This window comes from Acidovorax sp., assembly GCF_046291265.1.
In the GTDB taxonomy this organism is placed as follows: Bacteria; Pseudomonadota; Gammaproteobacteria; order Burkholderiales; family Burkholderiaceae_C; genus Acidovorax.
This window is the reverse complement of the sequence record NZ_JBKBTV010000001.1, coordinates 73,127-89,882: the sequence shown is the minus strand read 5'-3', so window position 1 is coordinate 89,882 and position 16,756 is coordinate 73,127. Positions and strand designations below refer to the sequence as shown.

Annotated in this window: 15 protein-coding genes; 6 read left to right on the top strand and 9 right to left on the bottom strand. The window is 64.1% G+C overall.

What is annotated here, in order from left to right; genetic code table 11:
- Nucleotides 1-69: 69 nt before the first annotated feature.
- From ACK41V_RS00405 to ACK41V_RS00380, 6 genes are all read right to left on the bottom strand, one after another.
- Nucleotides 70-807, bottom strand: a complete 738-nt coding sequence (locus ACK41V_RS00405) for an ABC transporter ATP-binding protein (protein WP_409776210.1) — start codon at nt 805-807, stop codon at nt 70-72.
- Entirely contained in the window at nt 804-1,577 is a 774-nt protein-coding gene (locus tag ACK41V_RS00400; RefSeq protein WP_409776207.1) for an ABC transporter ATP-binding protein, read from the bottom strand. Before ACK41V_RS00400 ends, ACK41V_RS00405 begins: the two co-directional genes overlap by 4 nt.
- Entirely contained in the window at nt 1,567-2,538 is a 972-nt protein-coding gene (locus ACK41V_RS00395) for a branched-chain amino acid ABC transporter permease (protein WP_409776204.1), read from the bottom strand. The genes ACK41V_RS00400 and ACK41V_RS00395 overlap by 11 nt, the downstream gene beginning before the upstream one ends.
- Nucleotides 2,535-3,407, bottom strand: a complete 873-nt coding sequence (locus tag ACK41V_RS00390) for a branched-chain amino acid ABC transporter permease (protein ID WP_409776201.1) — start codon at nt 3,405-3,407, stop codon at nt 2,535-2,537. Before ACK41V_RS00390 ends, ACK41V_RS00395 begins: the two co-directional genes overlap by 4 nt.
- A gap of 97 nt (nt 3,408-3,504) precedes the next feature.
- Nucleotides 3,505-4,707 carry an ABC transporter substrate-binding protein gene (locus ACK41V_RS00385; RefSeq protein ID WP_409776199.1) on the bottom strand — a complete coding sequence of 401 codons (1,203 nt, stop codon included), beginning with the start codon at nt 4,705-4,707 and terminating at the stop codon, nt 3,505-3,507.
- 54 nt (nt 4,708-4,761) lie between these two features.
- On the bottom strand, nt 4,762-5,574 hold the full coding sequence (locus ACK41V_RS00380; RefSeq protein WP_409776196.1) for a GntR family transcriptional regulator: 813 nt from the start codon (nt 5,572-5,574) through the stop codon (nt 4,762-4,764).
- 244 nt (nt 5,575-5,818) lie between these two features.
- Between ACK41V_RS00380 and ACK41V_RS00375 the strand changes: the two genes are divergently transcribed.
- Genes ACK41V_RS00375 through ACK41V_RS00350 form a run of 6 tightly spaced genes read left to right on the top strand, consistent with a single transcriptional unit; the run spans nt 5,819 to nt 13,441 of the window.
- Nucleotides 5,819-6,511, top strand: coding sequence for a TetR family transcriptional regulator (locus ACK41V_RS00375; RefSeq protein WP_409776193.1), 693 nt, complete (start codon nt 5,819-5,821; stop codon nt 6,509-6,511).
- 2 nt (nt 6,512-6,513) lie between these two features.
- Nucleotides 6,514-7,704 (top strand): efflux RND transporter periplasmic adaptor subunit, encoded by a 1,191-nt coding sequence (locus ACK41V_RS00370; RefSeq protein WP_409776190.1) that lies wholly within the window; start codon nt 6,514-6,516, stop codon nt 7,702-7,704.
- A gap of 14 nt (nt 7,705-7,718) precedes the next feature.
- The gene (locus ACK41V_RS00365; protein ID WP_409776187.1) at nt 7,719-10,910 is read left to right on the top strand and encodes an efflux RND transporter permease subunit; all 3,192 of its coding nucleotides are present in this window, start codon (nt 7,719-7,721) and stop codon (nt 10,908-10,910) included.
- A gap of 41 nt (nt 10,911-10,951) precedes the next feature.
- On the top strand, nt 10,952-11,665 hold the full coding sequence (locus tag ACK41V_RS00360) for a protein-L-isoaspartate O-methyltransferase family protein (RefSeq protein WP_409776184.1): 714 nt from the start codon (nt 10,952-10,954) through the stop codon (nt 11,663-11,665).
- Between the two features lie 37 nt (nt 11,666-11,702).
- Complete coding sequence (locus ACK41V_RS00355) at nt 11,703-12,044, top strand: rhodanese-like domain-containing protein (RefSeq protein ID WP_409776181.1); 342 nt, start codon at nt 11,703-11,705, stop codon at nt 12,042-12,044.
- A gap of 59 nt (nt 12,045-12,103) precedes the next feature.
- Nucleotides 12,104-13,441 (top strand): TolC family outer membrane protein, encoded by a 1,338-nt coding sequence (locus tag ACK41V_RS00350; protein WP_409776178.1) that lies wholly within the window; start codon nt 12,104-12,106, stop codon nt 13,439-13,441.
- A 77-nt stretch (nt 13,442-13,518) separates the two neighbouring features.
- Here the strand turns inward: ACK41V_RS00350 and ACK41V_RS00345 are convergent, their stop codons facing one another.
- From ACK41V_RS00345 to ACK41V_RS00335, 3 genes are all read right to left on the bottom strand, one after another.
- Nucleotides 13,519-14,871, bottom strand: coding sequence for a 3-deoxy-D-manno-octulosonic acid transferase (locus ACK41V_RS00345; RefSeq protein ID WP_409776176.1), 1,353 nt, complete (start codon nt 14,869-14,871; stop codon nt 13,519-13,521).
- Nucleotides 14,868-15,662 (bottom strand): carbon-nitrogen hydrolase family protein, encoded by a 795-nt coding sequence (locus ACK41V_RS00340; RefSeq protein WP_409776173.1) that lies wholly within the window; start codon nt 15,660-15,662, stop codon nt 14,868-14,870. Before ACK41V_RS00340 ends, ACK41V_RS00345 begins: the two co-directional genes overlap by 4 nt.
- A gap of 104 nt (nt 15,663-15,766) precedes the next feature.
- Nucleotides 15,767-16,756 (bottom strand): phosphomannomutase/phosphoglucomutase (locus ACK41V_RS00335; RefSeq protein ID WP_409776170.1); only part of this gene is annotated, 990 nt, incomplete at its 5' end.

Below are 16,756 nucleotides of genomic sequence, written 5' to 3'. Positions count from 1 at the left end.
ACGGGTGCAGGCATCGGCGTGCCCTGTTTTTCTTCTGGTGCGCTTTCGTATTCGCTGGGGGCGCAATGGCTAGAGCCCCAGGTAGGCGCGGCGGAGGTCGTCGCTGCGCAGCAGTTCGTCGGGCGCGCCAGTGAAGCGGATGCTTCCGTTTTCCATCACGTACGCGCGGTCGGCAATCTCCAGCGACTGGCCTACGTTTTGTTCTACCAGCAACACAGCCAGCCCGGTGGAGCGCAACTGGCGGATCAGGCCAAACATCTCCTCCACCAGCAGCGGCGACAGGCCCAGCGAGGGCTCATCCAGAATCAAGAGCCGCGGCTCGGCCATGAGGCCGCGTCCAATCGCCAGCATCTGCTGCTCGCCCCCGCTCATGGTGCCCGCCAGCTGGGCTGTGCGCTCCTTGAGGCGCGGAAAGGTCGCAAACACCTTGTCGATGTTTTCAGCCCGGCGCTCACGGGCACGGGTAAAGCTGCCCAACGACAGGTTCTCCAGCACGCTGAGGTTGGGGAAAATCTTTCGCCCCTCGGGCACCTGGATCAGCCCGGCCTTGACCACCTGGGTGTAATGCGCGCCGCTGAGGTCGCCACCGTCAAACAGCATCCTGCCCGCCCAGGCGGGGTAAATGCCGCACACCACGTTGTTGAGCGTGGACTTGCCCGCACCGTTGCTGCCCAGCAGCGCAACGGTTTCACCGGGATTCACATGCAGGTCGACCCCGCGCAGCACCTCCACGCGGCCATAGCCACCGCGCAAACCCTTGATGTCGAGGAGTGGTGTTCTTGGCTTCACAGCGTCGGTTGTGTTCATGCCGTGGCCCCTTGCGTTGTCGGGGTGGCTGCGGCGCGCAGCCTCGCGGCAGTGCCATGGCCCAGGTAAGCCTCAATCACCCGTTCGTCGGCCGTCACCTGTGCGGGGCTGCCCTGTGCAATCAGTTGCCCCTGGGCCAGCACCCACACGTGTTCGGCCAGGTTCATCACAGCCTGCATCACGTGTTCGATCATCAGCACCGTCACGCCGCCATCGGCAATGCCGCGCACCACGGGAATCATCTCGGCAATCTCCTGGGGGTTGAGGCCGGCCAGCACCTCATCGAGCAACAGCAGACGCGGCTGGGTGGCCAAGGCGCGGGCCAGCTCCAGGCGCTTGCGGCCTGCCACCGTCAAGTCGGCGGCGGGTTTGTCGAGCTGCGGCAGCAGCCCCACGCGTGCGGCCACGTCAGTAGCCAGCCCCAGCGCGGCGCGGCGGTTGGGCTCTTTCAGGTGGGCGCCCACCGCGATGTTCTCGCGCACGGTTTGCGCGGCAAAGGGCTGCACGATCTGAAACGTGCGCGTCATGCCCAGCCGTGCGTTGACGTGCGGTGCCTGGCCCGTGATGTCCGCGTCCGCAAGCCGAACAGTGCCGGTGTCAGGCCGCACAAAGCCCGACATCAGCGCGAACAGCGTCGTCTTGCCCGCGCCGTTGGGGCCAATGAGGGCCGTGAGCGAACCCTCTGGCACCGACAGGCTGACGTCCTGCACCGCCTTCAGGCCGCCGAAAGATTTGCTCAGATGCTCAAGCTGCAGCAGGTTACTTGCCATCACGGCCTCCCGAGCGTTTCCACACAGCCACCACCGATTGCCCGATGCCCGCTATTCCGCGCGGCAGGAACATCACGATCAGCACCAGCACCACGCCGTAAATCACCATGTTGATGCCGGGCAACTGGCCGAACAGGTTGCGCGTGACATCCGCCAGCACATGCAGCACCAGGGCGCCCAGCACCGGCCCCCAGATGGTGCCGATGCCGCCCACGATGGCGGCCACCAAGGCTTCCACCGACGTGACCGAGCCATAGGCAATGCCCGGGTCGATGTACTGGAACACCTGCACATAAAACGCACCCGCCGCGCCCATGAAGCCGCCCGACAGCGCAATCGCTCCCATCTTGACGTTGAATGGGTTCACGCCGATGGCGCGTGCGGCGTCTTCGTTGTCGCGCACGGCCTGCAGCCAGGCGCCAAAACGCGAGTTCTTGAGCCACCAGCTCACCAGCAGCGCCAGCGTGACCAAGGCCAAGATCAAAAACACATAGCCCTTGCGCGAGCCGAACTGCATGTTGCCCACCGACTCGCTGAGAGGAAGCATCAGGCCCACGCCCGCTCCGGTGAAAGGCACCGACAGGGCCAGGATGCGGAACACCTCGGCAAAGGCCAGCGTCACCAGCGCAAAGTACGAACCCTTGAGCCCGTAGCGGAACGACAGCCCACCCACGAAAAGGCCGACCAGCGCACTACCCACCACGGCCATGGGCAAGGCCACCCAGGGGTTGATGCCGCCCTGCATCTGCGCAATGGCCTGGATGTAGGCGCCCGTGCCAAAAAACAGCGCGTGGCCAAACGAAAACTGCCCACCAAAACCACCCAGAATGTTCCAGGCCTGGGCCAGCAAGGCTGCGTAGAGCGCCATCATCACGAAGTTGAGCAGCACGCCCGATTCCGAAATGCCGGTGACAGCTGCCACCACGGCCGCAAACAATCCAATGGTCCAGAGTTGCTTCACGGCTTGGCTCCAAAAAGGCCCTGCGGGCGAAACAGCAGCACCGCAATGAAGATGGCAAAAATGCCGATCTGTCCCAACGATTCGCCCAGATACAAGCCGCCGAGCGACTCCACGACCCCAATCAACAGGCCGCCCACCAGCGCCCCCGTAAAGCTGCCCATGCCGCCCAGCACCACGATGGTGAAGGCCACCAGAACAAAGCCGCTGCCCACCTGCGGGTTCACGTAGTACGCTGGCAGCAAAAAGCAGGCGGCTGCGCCCAGGCAGGCCAAGCCAATGCCAAAGCTCATGGCGTACACATGGTCCACGTTGATCCCCATGAGCTTGGCGCCGTGTTTTTCACGCGCCACAGCGCGGATCGCGCGGCCCAGGTCCGTCTTGCCGACGATCCACAGCAACACACCCGACACCACCAGCGCCCCTGCAAAGGCCACCAGTTTCGGCAAGGCAATCATGGCGGGGCCCACGGCAACGGTGGTCAGCGTGTACGCGGTCTCGATGGTGCGGGTGTCTGACTTGAAGAACAGCAGCGCCAGGTTCTCCATGACGATGGAAATGCCCAGCGTGACGAGCAGGATGTTCTCGTCCTTGCCGTGGCTGGCTCGGTTGATGACCAGGCGTTGTAGTGCGTAGCCCAGCGCAAACATGCCGGGCACCAGGATGGGCAAGGCCAGATACGGATCCAGCCCGAAGTGCTGTTTGAGCAGGTACACCGCGTACAGCGCCAGCATCAGCGATGCGCCGTGCGCAAAGTTGATGATGTGCAACACGCCGTAGATCAGCGTGAGGCCGAGCGCGATCAGTGCATAGACCGCGCCCGTCGTCAGGCCGTTCAGAAGGGAGGGGAAGAGGATGCTGAGCTCAAACATGGGTGGGATGTCCGGTTTTCAGGCAAAGGCGCGGCCTGGCACCAGGGGTTCTGGCGCCTTGCTGGCCCATGCATGCATGGCCGGTGAGTGAGTGGGTTCAGGCCTTCAGCGGGAAGAGAGGGTCCGTTTCGCGGTAGTCGCGCGGGATGATGACCTTGATGTCCTTGTTCAGCACCTGGGTCATCAGCGGCTGGGCGCCCTGGTTCTGGCCATTGACGAACTTGGTGGCACCGTACGGCATGATGTGATCGGCAAACGTGCTCTTCTCCAGCGCGTCGATGATGGCGGCGCGGTCTACCGACTTGGCGCGTTCCAGCGCATCGGCCAGCAGCCACATGGACGTGTAGGTCATGAACAGCTCGTAGCTGAAGAACAGGCCCTTGGCCTCCACGCGCTTCTTGAGGTCTTGCGCCCGCTTGTCCTTGGGATTGAACCAGTGGTTGCAGTCGATGATGCCGTTGGCAGCGTCCGGGAATTCCTTGACGAACTTGTAGCTGGATGCCGCACCACCCAGCACCGAATAAATCGCCTTGGGCGTGACCTTTTGCTGCTGCATGGTGCGCACCAGCAGCGCGTATTCGTTGTAGTAGTTGGCCGGGATCACGATGTCCGGGTTGATCGCCTTCATGCGCAACACGATGTTGTTGAAGTCGCGCGTGGGGTTGGCGTGTTTGACGATCTCCTTGACCTCATAACCGTAGCCCGGCAGTTCGCGCGCCAGCAACGCGGCTGTGCCCGAGCCAAACAGCGACTCCTCGTGGATGATCATCACGGTCTTGGCGGGCTTGCCGGCCGAGGTGTTCAGCACGTGCAGGTTGGCTACGGCCGTTTCTGCGCATTTTTTGTAGCCGGGGCCAAAACGGAAGGTGTTTTTGAGGCCCCGCTCCACGATCTGGTCTGCCACGCCCACGTCCACGATGTGCGGGAGGTTGTACTTGGCAGCTGCCTGCGTGGTGGCCAGGCAGATGGCCGATGCAAAGGCGCCGACCACGGCAGATACGCCTGCCTCGTTCATCTTTTCAATTTCGGCCGCGCCGGCCTGTGGTTGCGACTGGGCATCGCCCAGCAACGCCTCGATCTTGGCGCCCCCCAGGGACTTGATGCCGCCGGCCTTGTTGATGTCCTCGATGGCCATCATCGCGCCCTCACGGCACTGCTGGCCCGAATACGCCAGTGCACCGGTCACCGGGTGCAGCACACCGACCTTGATGGTCTTTGCCTGAGCCCCACCCACCAATGGAAAGGCCATTGCAGACGCTGCAGCGGCCGACTGGGACATGAAATGGCGGCGAGTACTCATGGGCATTCTCCTGACAAAGATGGGGTTGGTTGGAGTTAGGGACGGGAAAGGGAATCAATGGAACTGGGCGGACAGCTCTTTGCTGACCCAGACCTTGGCGTCGATGCTGCCCACACGGGACAGCTGCATTTCGTATTCGTAGCGGTCAGGGCGATACAGCCCGTGCAACCACTGCACAGGGCGCTCCTGATCGTCATAAATGAGGCGGCGCACTGCCAGCAGCGCTGAGCCCACCGATATGTCGAGATGGCGCGCCACCACGGCATCGGCCAGCTTGGCCGAGATGGTCTGGTGGGCCCGGCCGACCTTGACGCCGGATTCTTCCAGCAGCACCAGGATGGGTTTTCGCGCCAGCTCGCGGCGTCCAAATTGGCGCGCAATGTCGGCAGGCACATAGGTAGTGATGTGGGAAAGCGGGCCTTCTTTGGTGCTGCGCACCCGCACTGCCTTTTGCACGGAATCGCCCACGGCAATCTGCAGGGCCCCGGCCACGGCGCGGGACGCGGTGACGGTGTCCACGTCCAGCACCTTGACGGATGTGCGCAAACCCATGCTGACCAGGTTCTCCAGCAAACCCGTCAAGTGTGCGCGGCTGCTTTCTCCGTCGGCCCCCGTACCAGTGGTTAGTGTGGGTGCGGACAACAAAGGGCGGGTACCCCGGCCGGGCTCGCGCGAAATCATGCCCTCGCCTTCCAGCAGCTCCAGCGCACGGCGCACCGTCACGCGTGCCACCGAAAACTGCTGCATCAGCGCAAATTCACCCGGCAAACCGTCTGCAAAACGCCCTTCCTGCAGTTGTTCACGCAACACCAGATAGATCTGGTGGTACTTGGGCAGCGGCAGGTTGTTGGATGGCATGACTGTCATATTAGGAATAGTTCTAATGTCCTGTCAATAAGACATTTAGAGGCGAAATCGCCCTTAGGGTAGACATTTGCGTAAGGGCGTGGCGTGCCACAACCCATGCAACCACTGTGCCAACCCACCGGCTCTGCGCGCAGAGGGTTTTGTAAAGCAGCGCATTTTTTTCTGTCGATGCGGCCGGGTGCGATTGACGCTCTCCCGGGCATTGACTACATTACTAACCAGTCAGTCATTAACGAAGCCGCCGTTGTCCCCCACCTCGACCCCGTCCCAGCCCCATCCAGCGACCAAGCGCGAACGCCGCAAAGAGGCGCGCCCTGGCGAGTTGCTGGAAGCGGCGCTCGACCTTTTTGTGGAAAAAGGGTTTGCGGCGACCCGGGTAGACGAAGTGGCGGCGCGGGCTGGGGTGTCCAAGGGCACCCTGTTTTTGTACTTCCCCAGCAAGGAAGAGCTTTTCAAGGCCGTGGTGCGCGAGAACATCGCTGGTCGTTTTGAGGAGTGGAACGCCGAGCTGGAAACCTTTGTAGGCACCACCAGCGATGTGCTTCGCTACTGCTACCAGGTCTGGTGGGAACGCATTGGAAGCACCAAGGCGTCTGGAATTACCAAGCTGATGCTGAGTGAGGCCCAGAACTTCCCTGAAATCGCCCAGTTCTACCAGCAAGAAGTCATCTTGCCCGGGCAATCTCTGGTTCGGCGCATTCTGGAGCGTGGCATTGCGCGCGGTGAGTTTCGCGCCATCAATCTGGACTACGCGGTGTACCTGGTGCTTGCGCCGATGATCTTCCTCATGATGTGGAAGCACTCGATGGGTGCCTGCGTGCCTGACGCACAGAACCTCGCGCCCGAGGTCTACATCGACACGCAGATCGACAACATCCTGCACGGCCTGTGTGTACGGCCCGATGCACCCCCCTCCTCCCCTCCTCCCTCGGCCTGACCATGAAACGCTGGATTCCCTGGATGGCTGCAGCCATTGTTGTCGTGCTGGTGGGTGCAGGCGGCTGGCGGGCTATGGCGGCGCGCCAGGCCCAGCAAAAGGCGCTAAACGAGGCTGCAACGCAGCGCGCAGACGCCCCCTTGCAGTTGGGCGCTGACGAAGTGTTGGCGGTGCAGCCACAAAGCCTATCGCTGGGTGTGCCGGTCTCCGGGTCATTGCGCGCTGTGGACTCCGCCATGGTCAAAGCGCGTGTGGGCGGCGAGTTGCAAGGGTTGACCGTGCGCGAGGGTGACAGCATCAAGGCGGGGCAGGAAGTCGCTCGCATCGACCCCACCGAGGCACGCGCACGACTGCGCCAAGCCCAGCAGCAAGCGGACGCAGCCAAATCACAGGTCGACATCAACCAGCGCCAGTTCGCCAACAACCGCGCCCTGGTGGACCAGGGGTTCATTTCAGCGACGGCGCTGGTGACATCGCAAGCCAGCCTGGATGCCGCGCAATCCACCTACCAGGCCGCGGTTGCTGCCGCGGACGTGACACGCAAAGCGCTGGAGGACACGGTGTTGAAGAGCCCCATCAGCGGGCTGGTGGCGCAGCGACTCGCACAACCCGGAGAGCGCGTGGCCATCGACACCCGCATCATCGAGGTGGTGGACCTGTCGCGCCTGGAGCTGGAGGCGCTGCTGAGCCCTGCGGACTCAGTGGCTGTGCGCGTGGGGCAGAAAGCATTGCTGACCATCGAAGGCGCCTCGGTGCCGGTGTCTGCCACGGTGGTACGCATCAATCCCAGCGCGCAGGCGGGCAGCCGCACGGTGCCGGTCTACCTGCGGGTCGATCAAACCAAGGCAGACGCGCCGCTGCGCCAAGGGCTTTTTGTGCAGGGCACGCTCGACACGGGGCATGCCGATGTACTGACCGTACCGCTCGACGCTGTGCGCACCGACAAGCCCGCGCCGTACCTGCAGACGATCAAAGACGGCCGAATCGCCTACGTGCAGGTCAAAACCGGGACGCGTGCTGTCATCAATGGACAGACGCTGGTCGCGGTGGAGGGAGTGCCAGCAGGCACGCCCGTGATTGCAGGCCGCATTGGCCAGCTGCGCGAAGGCACGGCCGTGTCGGGCGGTTTGGGAGGCGCGGCGGTTGCGCCTTCCGCTCCTGTCGCACCGGCTGCATCCCGCGCGGCACCCTGATGCGCTGACCCGCCATGTGGTTCACCCAAGTCAGCCTCAAAAACCCCGTGTTCGCCACGATGGTGATGCTCGCCATCGTCGTGCTGGGGTTGTTCTCGTACCAGCGCCTGAAGGTCGATCAATTTCCCAACATCGACTTCCCGGTGGTGGTGGTCACCGTGGACTACCCCGGCGCATCGCCTGAAATCGTTGAGAGCGAAGTCACCAAGAAGATTGAAGAAGGCGTCAACTCGATTGCCGGTATCAACGCCCTCACCTCGCGCAGCTACGAGGGCACTGCGGTGGTCATCATCGAGTTCCAGCTGCACATCGACGGCCGCAAGGCCGCCGAGGACGTGCGTGAGAAGGTGGCCACTGTGCGCCCTTTGCTGCGCACCGAGGTCAAGGAGCCGCGCGTGCTGCGCTTCGACCCCGCCAGCCGCGCCGTGTGGTCGCTGGCCGTATTGCCCGAAGAGCAAGCCGGTGTCACCCCGCGCAGTGCGGTAGAGCTGACCACCTGGGCCGAGCAGATCCTGAAAAAGCGCCTTGAAAACGTGCGCGGCGTGGGCGCCGTGAACCTGGTGGGCGCCACCAAGCGCGAGATCAACATTTACCTGAACCCGCAGGCGCTCGAAGCTTTTGGCGTGACACCCGACCAGGTGGCGCAAGCCGTGCGCAACGAGAACCAGGACCTGCCTGTGGGCTCCATCCGGTCGCTGGCGCAAGAGCGCGTGGTGCAGATCGACGCCCGCATGCAGCGGCCCGAGGACTTCGGCAAGATCATCGTCGCCCGCAAGAATGGCGCGCCGGTCCGTCTGGACCAGGTTGCCCGCGTCAACGACGGCGCGCAGGAGGTCGAGAGCCTCGCGCTTTACAACGGCCAGCGCACCCTGTTGCTGTCGGTCCAGAAGTCGCAGGGCGAAAACACCATCGAGGTGGTGGACGGCCTGAACGCTGCCGTGGTGGAACTGAAGAACCAACTCCCGCCCGGCGTGCGGCTGGAGACCATTGGCGACAGCGCCCGCCCCATCCGCGTGGCGGTGAACAACGTGCGCCAGACGCTGATCGAGGGCGCCATCCTCACGGTGTTGATCGTCTTTCTGTTCCTGAACTCCTGGCGCTCCACGGTGATCACCGGGCTGACATTGCCGATTGCGCTGATCGGCACGTTTTTGTTCATGAACATGTTCGGCTTCACCATCAACATGATCACGCTGATGGCGCTGAGTCTGTGCGTGGGCCTGTTGATCGACGATGCGATCGTGGTGCGCGAAAACATCGTGCGCCACGTGCAGATGGGTAAATCTGCCTACAACGCGGCCATGGACGGCACGCAGGAGATCGGGCTTGCCGTGTTGGCCACCACCTTGTCCATCGTCGCGGTCTTCATGCCCATCGGGTTCATGGGCGGCATCATCGGCAAGTTCTTCCACGAGTTCGGCATCACCATCGTGGCCGCCGTGATGATCTCGATGTTCGTGAGCTTCACGCTCGACCCCATGCTGTCGAGCATCTGGCACGACCCGAGCATTCACAGCCACGGCAAAAACGTGGCGCCCGTCACTTTCTACGACAAAACCATAGGCCGCGTCACAGGCTGGTTCGACCGTGGCACCGACGCGCTGGCCGAGGGCTACCAGCGCATCCTGCGATGGTCGCTGGTGCACAAGCTGGCCACCATGGGCATTGCGCTGGCCATTTTTGTATTGAGCATCTTCATGGTGCCGCTGCTGGGCACCGAGTTTGTGCCCAAGGCCGATTTCTCCGAAACGTCCCTCAATTTTTATACGCCCGTGGGTTCGTCGCTCGAAGCCACCGAGGCCAAGGCCAAGCAGGTCGAAGGCATCCTGCGCGAGATGCCCGAGGTGCGCTACACGCTGTCCACCATCAACACCGGCAGCGCCCAGGGCAAGATCTACGCCAACATCTATGTGCGGCTGGTAGACCGCAAAGACCGCAGCCGCAGCGTGGACCAGATGTCAGACGTGCTGCGGGAGCGCCTGAAGACCGTGCCCGGCATCACCATCACCCATGTGGGCCTGCTGGACGCAGTCGGCGGACAAAAGCAGGTGGAGTTCTCCCTGCAAGGCCCCGACCTGCAAGAGCTGGAACGCCTCACAAAGATCGTCACCGAAAAGATCCGCGACATCCCTGGCCTGGTGGACCTGGACACCAGCGCCAAGCCCGACAAGCCCGTGATCGCGCTGGAGATCAAACGCGATGCCGCGTCAGACCTGGGGCTGTCTGTGGCACCCATGGCCGCATCGCTGCGCACACTGGTGGCGGGCACCACAGTGGGCAACTGGCGTGCGCCGGACGACCAGACCTACGACGTGAACGTACGCTTGGCCCCCGAGGCGCGCACCGCACCGCAAGACCTGGAGCGCCTGCCGTTTGCCCTGACCGCCGCCGACGGAACCACGCGCATCGTGCGCCTCAACCAGGTCGCCAGCGTCACCGAATCCACCGGTGCCAACCAGATCAACCGCCGCGACCTGACCCGCGAAGTGGCCGTGAACGCCAATGTGGCCCAGCGCTCTGCGGGCGAAGTGTCGACCGACATCAAAAAGGCGCTCGATAGCGTCACCTTTCCGCCCGGCTACCGCTACCAGTTTGGTGGTTCCACCAAAAACATGGCCGAGTCGTTTGGTTATGCCATCTCTGCCCTGGTCATGGCGATCATCTTCATTTACATGATTCTGGCGAGCCAGTTCAAGAGCTTTTTGCAGCCGCTGGCGCTGATGACGTCCTTGCCACTGACATTGATCGGCGTGGTGCTGGCGCTGCTGATGTTCCGCTCCACGCTGTCCATGTTCTCGATCATCGGCGTGGTGATGTTGATGGGCTTGGTGACTAAAAACGCGATTTTGCTGGTGGACTTTGCCATCCGCGCCCGCGACGAGCACGTGAACGACGAGGGCCAGACCGTGCCAGGCCTGCCCCGTGCAGACGCCCTGCTGCTGGCTGCCCGCGTGCGGCTGCGCCCCATCCTGATGACCACGCTGGCCATGATTTTTGGCATGGTGCCGCTCGCTTTTGCGCTGTCCGAAGGGTCAGAGCAGCGTGCGCCCATGGGCCAGGCCGTGATTGGCGGGGTCATCACCTCTTCGCTGCTCACACTGGTGGTGGTGCCGGTGGTGTATTGCTACATGGACGACTTGGCCCAGTGGGCCCTTCGCAAGATGGGACGCGCCCCGGCAGCGCCTAAAATCGAAAGTTTGTCCTGATCGTCCCGATCGGCCTTGCATCTGCCCCACGGAGAAATTCCATGAACATGCCCCTGAACACGTCCGCCAACATCAGCGATCCTATTGCCCAGGCCCGCTACAACATGATCGAGCAGCAGATCCGCCCCTGGAACGTGCTCGACTTCGACGTGCTGGAACTGCTCGCCGTGGTGCACCGCGAGAACTTTGTGCCTCCTGCCTACCGCAGCCTGGCGTTCATGGACATCGAAGTGCCCCTGCTGGGCGACGACGCCGAAGAGGCCGTCCGCCTGGGCCTGAGCATGCTGCAGCCCCGCGTGGAAGCGCGCATTCTGCAAGACCTGCAAATCAAATCGACCGACCGCGTGCTCGAAATTGGTGCGGGTTCGGGCTACATGGCGGCCCTGCTGGCCTACCGCGCAGAACGCGTGGTGTCCCTTGAAATCAACCCCGAGCTGGCCGAAATGGCGCGTGAAAACCTGCGCGATGCGGGTGTGCAAAACGCCGATGTGCGCCTGGGCGACGGCGCACGCGACGTCATCACCGATGGCCCGTTCGACGTGATCGTGCTCAGCGGCTCGGTGGCCGAAGTGCCCACCGCCCTGCTCTCTTTGCTCAAAGATGGCGGCCGCTTGGGCGCCATCGTGGGCAATGACCCGGTCATGCGCTTCACCCTGACCCGCCGCACCGGCGACCGTTTCGAAACCACCTCGCCCTGGGACACCATCGCGCCGCGCCTCGTGGGTTTCCCCGAGCCGTCCGGTTTCACGTTCTGACCCTGGCCTTCTGAGTCCTTCTTTCGGAGTTTTTTGCATGATCGATCACGTCCGCCCCGCCCAGCTGTTGGTCTGGTTTGCCGCTGCCCCCGAAGGCAGCCAGCCCCTGGTGCTGGACGTGCGTGAGCCTTGGGAGCTGCAAACCGCCAGCGTGCGTGCGGACGGCTTCGAGCTGGTCGCCATCCCCATGGGCGAGTTGCCCACCCGCCTGGACGAGTTGAACCCTGCACGCCCCATTGCCTGCCTGTGCCACCACGGCGCACGCAGCCTGCGCGTGGCAGCGTTCTTGCAACACAACGGGTTTGAGCAACTGGCCAACATCACCGGTGGCATTGACGCCTGGTCGCACGAAAACGACCCCGCTGTCCCCCGTTACTGATGGCGTTCCTCGATCGCACCGCCCCTATACCGAATCGCAGACTCTTCCGAAGGACTTTCATGACATCGCACCGGCCGCTTATCCCGTCCCTTCTGACCCTGGCGCTGGTCGCAGCGCTGTGTGCGCCCGCGCACGCCCAGAGCCTGACGGAGCTGGTGGAATCGGCCCGCACCTACGACACCAGTTGGCAATCGGCCCGCGCCCAGCTCGATGCGGCCGCACGCCGTGCCGACCAGGCCCGCGCCGGCCTGCTGCCCAGCGCCGCGCTGTCGTCCGGCATCAGCCGTTCCAACGTGGACGTGAGCCGCCCTGCCATCGAAAACTCGGGCACGACCCAAACGCTGGGCGTCAACGCCTCGCAACCGCTGTACCGCCCTGCCAACCGGATCAACCTGCAGCAAGGCCAGCGCGGTGTGGATGTGGCGCAGGCGCAGCTGGACGCCGCCACCCAAGACCTGCTGGTGCGTGTGAGCCAGGCTTACTTTGACGTGCTGGCCGCCCAGGACACCCTGACCTTCGTCCAGGCCCAAAAAGCCGCAGTGTCGGAGCAACTGGCCTCTGCCAAACGCAACTTTGAAGTGGGCACCACGACGGTGACCGACTCGCGCGAAGCCCAAGCACGTTACGACCTGGTCATTGCCCAGGAGATTGCGGCCGAGAACGACCTGCGCGTAAAACGCCTGGCGCTGGACCAATTGGTGGGCATCACCGGCAGCAAGCCACAGCCCCTGGCACTGCCCGTGCAACTGCCCGGCGTGTTGCCCGACAACATCGCCACCTGGGTCGACACCGCCCGCGACCAGCAGCCCGGAGTTCGCCAGGCCGCCATTGCCCTCGAAATTGCCCGACTGGAAACCAAAAAGGCCGAAACCGGCCACCTGCCCACCGTGGACCTGCAGGCGGGCTACAACATCACGCGCAACCCCAACGGCACGATTACATCGCCCGGCGTGAACAGCCGCACCAACAGCGCCAGCGTGGGGGTGGCGCTGAACCTGCCGTTGTTTGCTGGTTTCTCGGTACAAAACCGCATCAAGGAAACCCTGGCGCTCGAAGAAAAAGCCACTGCGGACCTCGAAACCACCCGCCGCAACGTCGCCCAGGCCACGCGCGCCGCGTTTTATGGCGTGCAGTCTGGTCAGGGCCAGGTGCAGGCACTGGAAGCCGCCGAGGCGTCCAGCCAGAGCGCACTCGATGCCAACAAGCTGGGTTATCAGGTGGGCGTGCGCATCAACATCGACGTGCTCAACGCACAAAGCCAGCTCTTTCAGACCAAACGCGACCTGGCCCAGGCCCGCTACAACGTGCTGCTCGGCACGCTGAAGCTGCGGCAGGCGGCGGGCACGCTGACCCAGCAGGACATTGAGGCGATCAACGCACTGCTGCTCAGGCCCTGAGCGGTTGAATCGGTCGGGCGGGGCTTGCAACGGCCAGGCCCACTACTCCCGAGGACTTCGTAACCGCCGCGCGTTAACTACCGGGCGGCAGGCACCGCCGGATGCACCATGGCCAGAATGGCGGCCACCGTGGCTTTGGCCGCGCCCCGGTGTGCATTGGCAAACCGCGTTGCGCGTTCGCTGGCGGCGTGCTGCTTGTCCGCATCGTGCACCAGTTGCGCAGCACGGGACATGCCTGCACCCATGTCTGGCACCCGCTGCGCCGCACCCGCCGCACACGCCAGCTCAGCCGCCTCGGCAAAGTTGAAGGTGTGCGGGCCCAGCACCACGGGGCAGCCACAGGCTGCGGCCTCGATGAGGTTCTGCCCGCCCAGCGGCGCGAAGCTGCCACCCAGCAGCGCCACGTCGGCCAGACCGTAGTACAGCGCCATCTCACCCAGTGAATCGCCCAGCCATACGTCCGCAGAATCGGGGCCAGCCGCCCAGGTGCTGCGGCGCGAGACGGTCAAGCCAGCGTGTTGCAACAGTTGGTGCACCTCGTCAAACCGCTGGGGGTGGCGCGGAACGATCAGCCACTGCACGCTGGATGCTTCACTATTGATAGCTATAGGCGCTTTATCCATAAGCGCTAGAGCCTTATTTCGCTTGAAATTCTCCAACCACAGCGATTCCTCGCCTTCGCGGCTGCTGGCCAGCATCACCACGGGCTTGGGTGACAACCTGCGCCACGCCTGCCCCCGTGCCTGTTGGGCGGCATCGGGCACCACGTCAAATTTGAGGTTGCCAAACACGCCGCGCACCGGGGCGCCGATGGCGCGCAGGCGGGTGGCGTCCTCTTCCGTCTGCGCCCACACGGCGGTCAACCCGCCATACGCAGGGCGGGCCAGCGCGGCAACACGTTGGGCTTTGCGCAAAGAGTTTTCGTTGAACCGCGCGTTGGCCAGCACCAGCGGAATGCCACGCTGCTGGCAACCCGCCACCAGGTTGGGCCACACCTCGGTTTCCATGAGGATGCCGATGGCAGGCCGGAACTTGCGCAAAAACCGCGACACGGCGCCGGGCGTGTCCCACGGCTGCCACACCTGTAGATCGCCCGCCTGCAGCAGTTTTTCGCCTTCTGCCCTGCCCGTGGCGGTGCCGTGGGTGAGCAGCAGGCGCATGCCGGGCAACTGCTCGCGCAGTTCTGCCAGCAAGATGGCAGCGGCACGGGTCTCGCCCAGCGACACCGCATGCACCCAGACAAACCGCCCCAAAGGGTCGGTGCTGCTGTGGGGCATCAGGCTGTCGATGGGCGCGGGGTAGCGGCCAAAACGTTCGCCCATCGCATGGCCATAACCTGGCTCGGCCACCGCGCGGCGGCGCAGCTTACGGCGCAGCAGGGGCTGGCCGCACCAAGTGACCAGCGAATACAGGGCGCGCGCGGCGTTCATGCCGCTGCATCCACCGGCAGTACGGGGACCACGCGGCCAGACCAGGAGCCATTGCGATCCCGCTGCGCCAGCACCAGGCAATCGCCAGCGCCAGGGGCGGCCACCACCAACGCCCCCCCGGGTGCCCAGAAGGCACTGCGGCCCGCACTGACATAACCGCCGGACGGCCCGCCATGGTTGGCCAGCAGCACGGCCATGGCGTGGTCACGCGCGTAGCCCTGCAGCTGGGCGGACTCCGGGCCGTACCCTTGTTCAGAGATCAGGGCGCCGCTGGCGTACAGCACAGCGCCTGCGGTGGCCGCCGCATTCGCGTGTTCCGGGTGTGTGGCGTCTGCGCAAATGGCGAGCCCGGTGGGTGTGTCGGCCAAGGACAGCACCAGCGAGTCGTCCGCGCCGGCACTGGCAAATTGCACCTCGCTGCCATGCAAATGCCGTTTGCGGTACAGCGCCACCGAGCCGTCTGCGTTCAATACCCAGGCGCCAATCGCAGGCAGCCCTTCACCACGGACCGGTGGCGCCGGGGCTCCAACGACGAGCGTCATGCCATGGTCGCGCGCGGCCTGGCGCAGGGGGGCCAATAGCGCGTGCTCGGCGTCCACCACGTGGGCGGCCAACTGCGGCAGCTCATAGCCCGTGAGCGACAGCTCTGGAAACACCAGCAGTTGCACACCCTCTTGGGCCGCCGCCCGCACAAAGGCCAAGTGCGTTTGCACATTGCGTGTCACATCGTGGGCCACCACCGTGGTTTGGGCCGCAGCAATCAACAGAGGGCGAGAGAAAGAAGGGTTCACGCAGGGCCAAAAAATCAAAGAAAGGGATCGGGCGGCGGCCCCCAGCAGCCTGTGGAGCCAGGGGCGCCCTGGCCCCTTCAGTTCAGATGTGTGTCCGATGCGGTTCAGTGGCTGGCCGCGCCCACATGGGCATCGGGCTTCACGCGGTGCAGCAGCGCCAACATGGCCGCCTCAATGCGCGCCAGGGCCTCGGTGGTGTGCCCTTCAAAACGCAGCACCAGCACCGGGGTGGTGTTGCTGGCGCGGATCAGGCCAAACCCATCGGGCCAATCGACCCGCAGGCCGTCGATGGTGTTGATCTGTGCGGGGGCCGCAAAGGTTTCGGCCGCCAGGGCCTGCAGCTCGGCCGTCAGACGGTGCGGTTCGCCCTCGGCGCAGGCCACATTCAGTTCGGGGGTGGAGTGGCTGGTGGGCAAGGCGTTGAGCACCGCGCTGGGGTCGGCGCTCTTGCTCAAAATCTCCAGCAAGCGGCAACCGGCGTAGGTGCCGTCGTCAAAACCGTACCAGCGCTCTTTGAAGAAGATGTGGCCGCTCATCTCGCCGCCCAGGGGCGAGTTGGTTTCCTTCATGCGCGCCTTGATCAGCGAATGCCCGGTCTTGAACATCACCGGCACGCCGCCCGCAGCCGCAATGGCGGGGGCCAGGCGCTGCGTGCATTTGACGTCGAAGATGATCTCGCCACCGGGTGCCCGCGAGAGCACGTCTTGCGCGAACAGCATCATCTGGCGGTCGGGGAAGATGTTGGTGCCTTCTTTGGTGACGATGCCCAAGCGGTCGCCGTCGCCGTCAAACGCCAGGCCCAGCTCGGCGTCGCTGGTCTTCAGGGCCTCGATCAGGTCTTTCAGGTTTTCGGGCTTGCTCGGGTCGGGGTGGTGGTTCGGGAAGTTGCCATCCACCTCGGAGAACAACTCGATCACCTCGCAGCCCAGTGCGCGGAAGATATCTGGCGCCGATGCCCCTGCAATGCCGTTTCCGCAGTCGACCACGATCTTCATGGGCCTGGCCAGTTGGATGTCGCCCACAATGCGCTCGCGGTAGGCAGGCAAGACGTCCACATGGTGCACCGAGCCGCCGGGCACCAGTTGCCAGCTCTC

Coding starts and splice junctions, on each gene's coding strand:
- ACK41V_RS00405 (WP_409776210.1), bottom strand. CDS start 807: ATGAACACAACCGACGCTGTGAAGCCAAGAACACCACTCCTCGACATC.
- ACK41V_RS00400 (WP_409776207.1), bottom strand. CDS start 1,577: ATGGCAAGTAACCTGCTGCAGCTTGAGCATCTGAGCAAATCTTTCGGC.
- ACK41V_RS00390 (WP_409776201.1), bottom strand. CDS start 3,407: ATGTTTGAGCTCAGCATCCTCTTCCCCTCCCTTCTGAACGGCCTGACG.
- ACK41V_RS00385 (WP_409776199.1), bottom strand. CDS start 4,707: ATGAGTACTCGCCGCCATTTCATGTCCCAGTCGGCCGCTGCAGCGTCT.
- ACK41V_RS00380 (WP_409776196.1), bottom strand. CDS start 5,574: ATGACAGTCATGCCATCCAACAACCTGCCGCTGCCCAAGTACCACCAG.
- ACK41V_RS00370 (WP_409776190.1), top strand. CDS start 6,514: ATGAAACGCTGGATTCCCTGGATGGCTGCAGCCATTGTTGTCGTGCTG.
- ACK41V_RS00365 (WP_409776187.1), top strand. CDS start 7,719: ATGTGGTTCACCCAAGTCAGCCTCAAAAACCCCGTGTTCGCCACGATG.
- ACK41V_RS00360 (WP_409776184.1), top strand. CDS start 10,952: ATGAACATGCCCCTGAACACGTCCGCCAACATCAGCGATCCTATTGCC.
- ACK41V_RS00355 (WP_409776181.1), top strand. CDS start 11,703: ATGATCGATCACGTCCGCCCCGCCCAGCTGTTGGTCTGGTTTGCCGCT.
- ACK41V_RS00350 (WP_409776178.1), top strand. CDS start 12,104: ATGACATCGCACCGGCCGCTTATCCCGTCCCTTCTGACCCTGGCGCTG.
- ACK41V_RS00345 (WP_409776176.1), bottom strand. CDS start 14,871: ATGAACGCCGCGCGCGCCCTGTATTCGCTGGTCACTTGGTGCGGCCAG.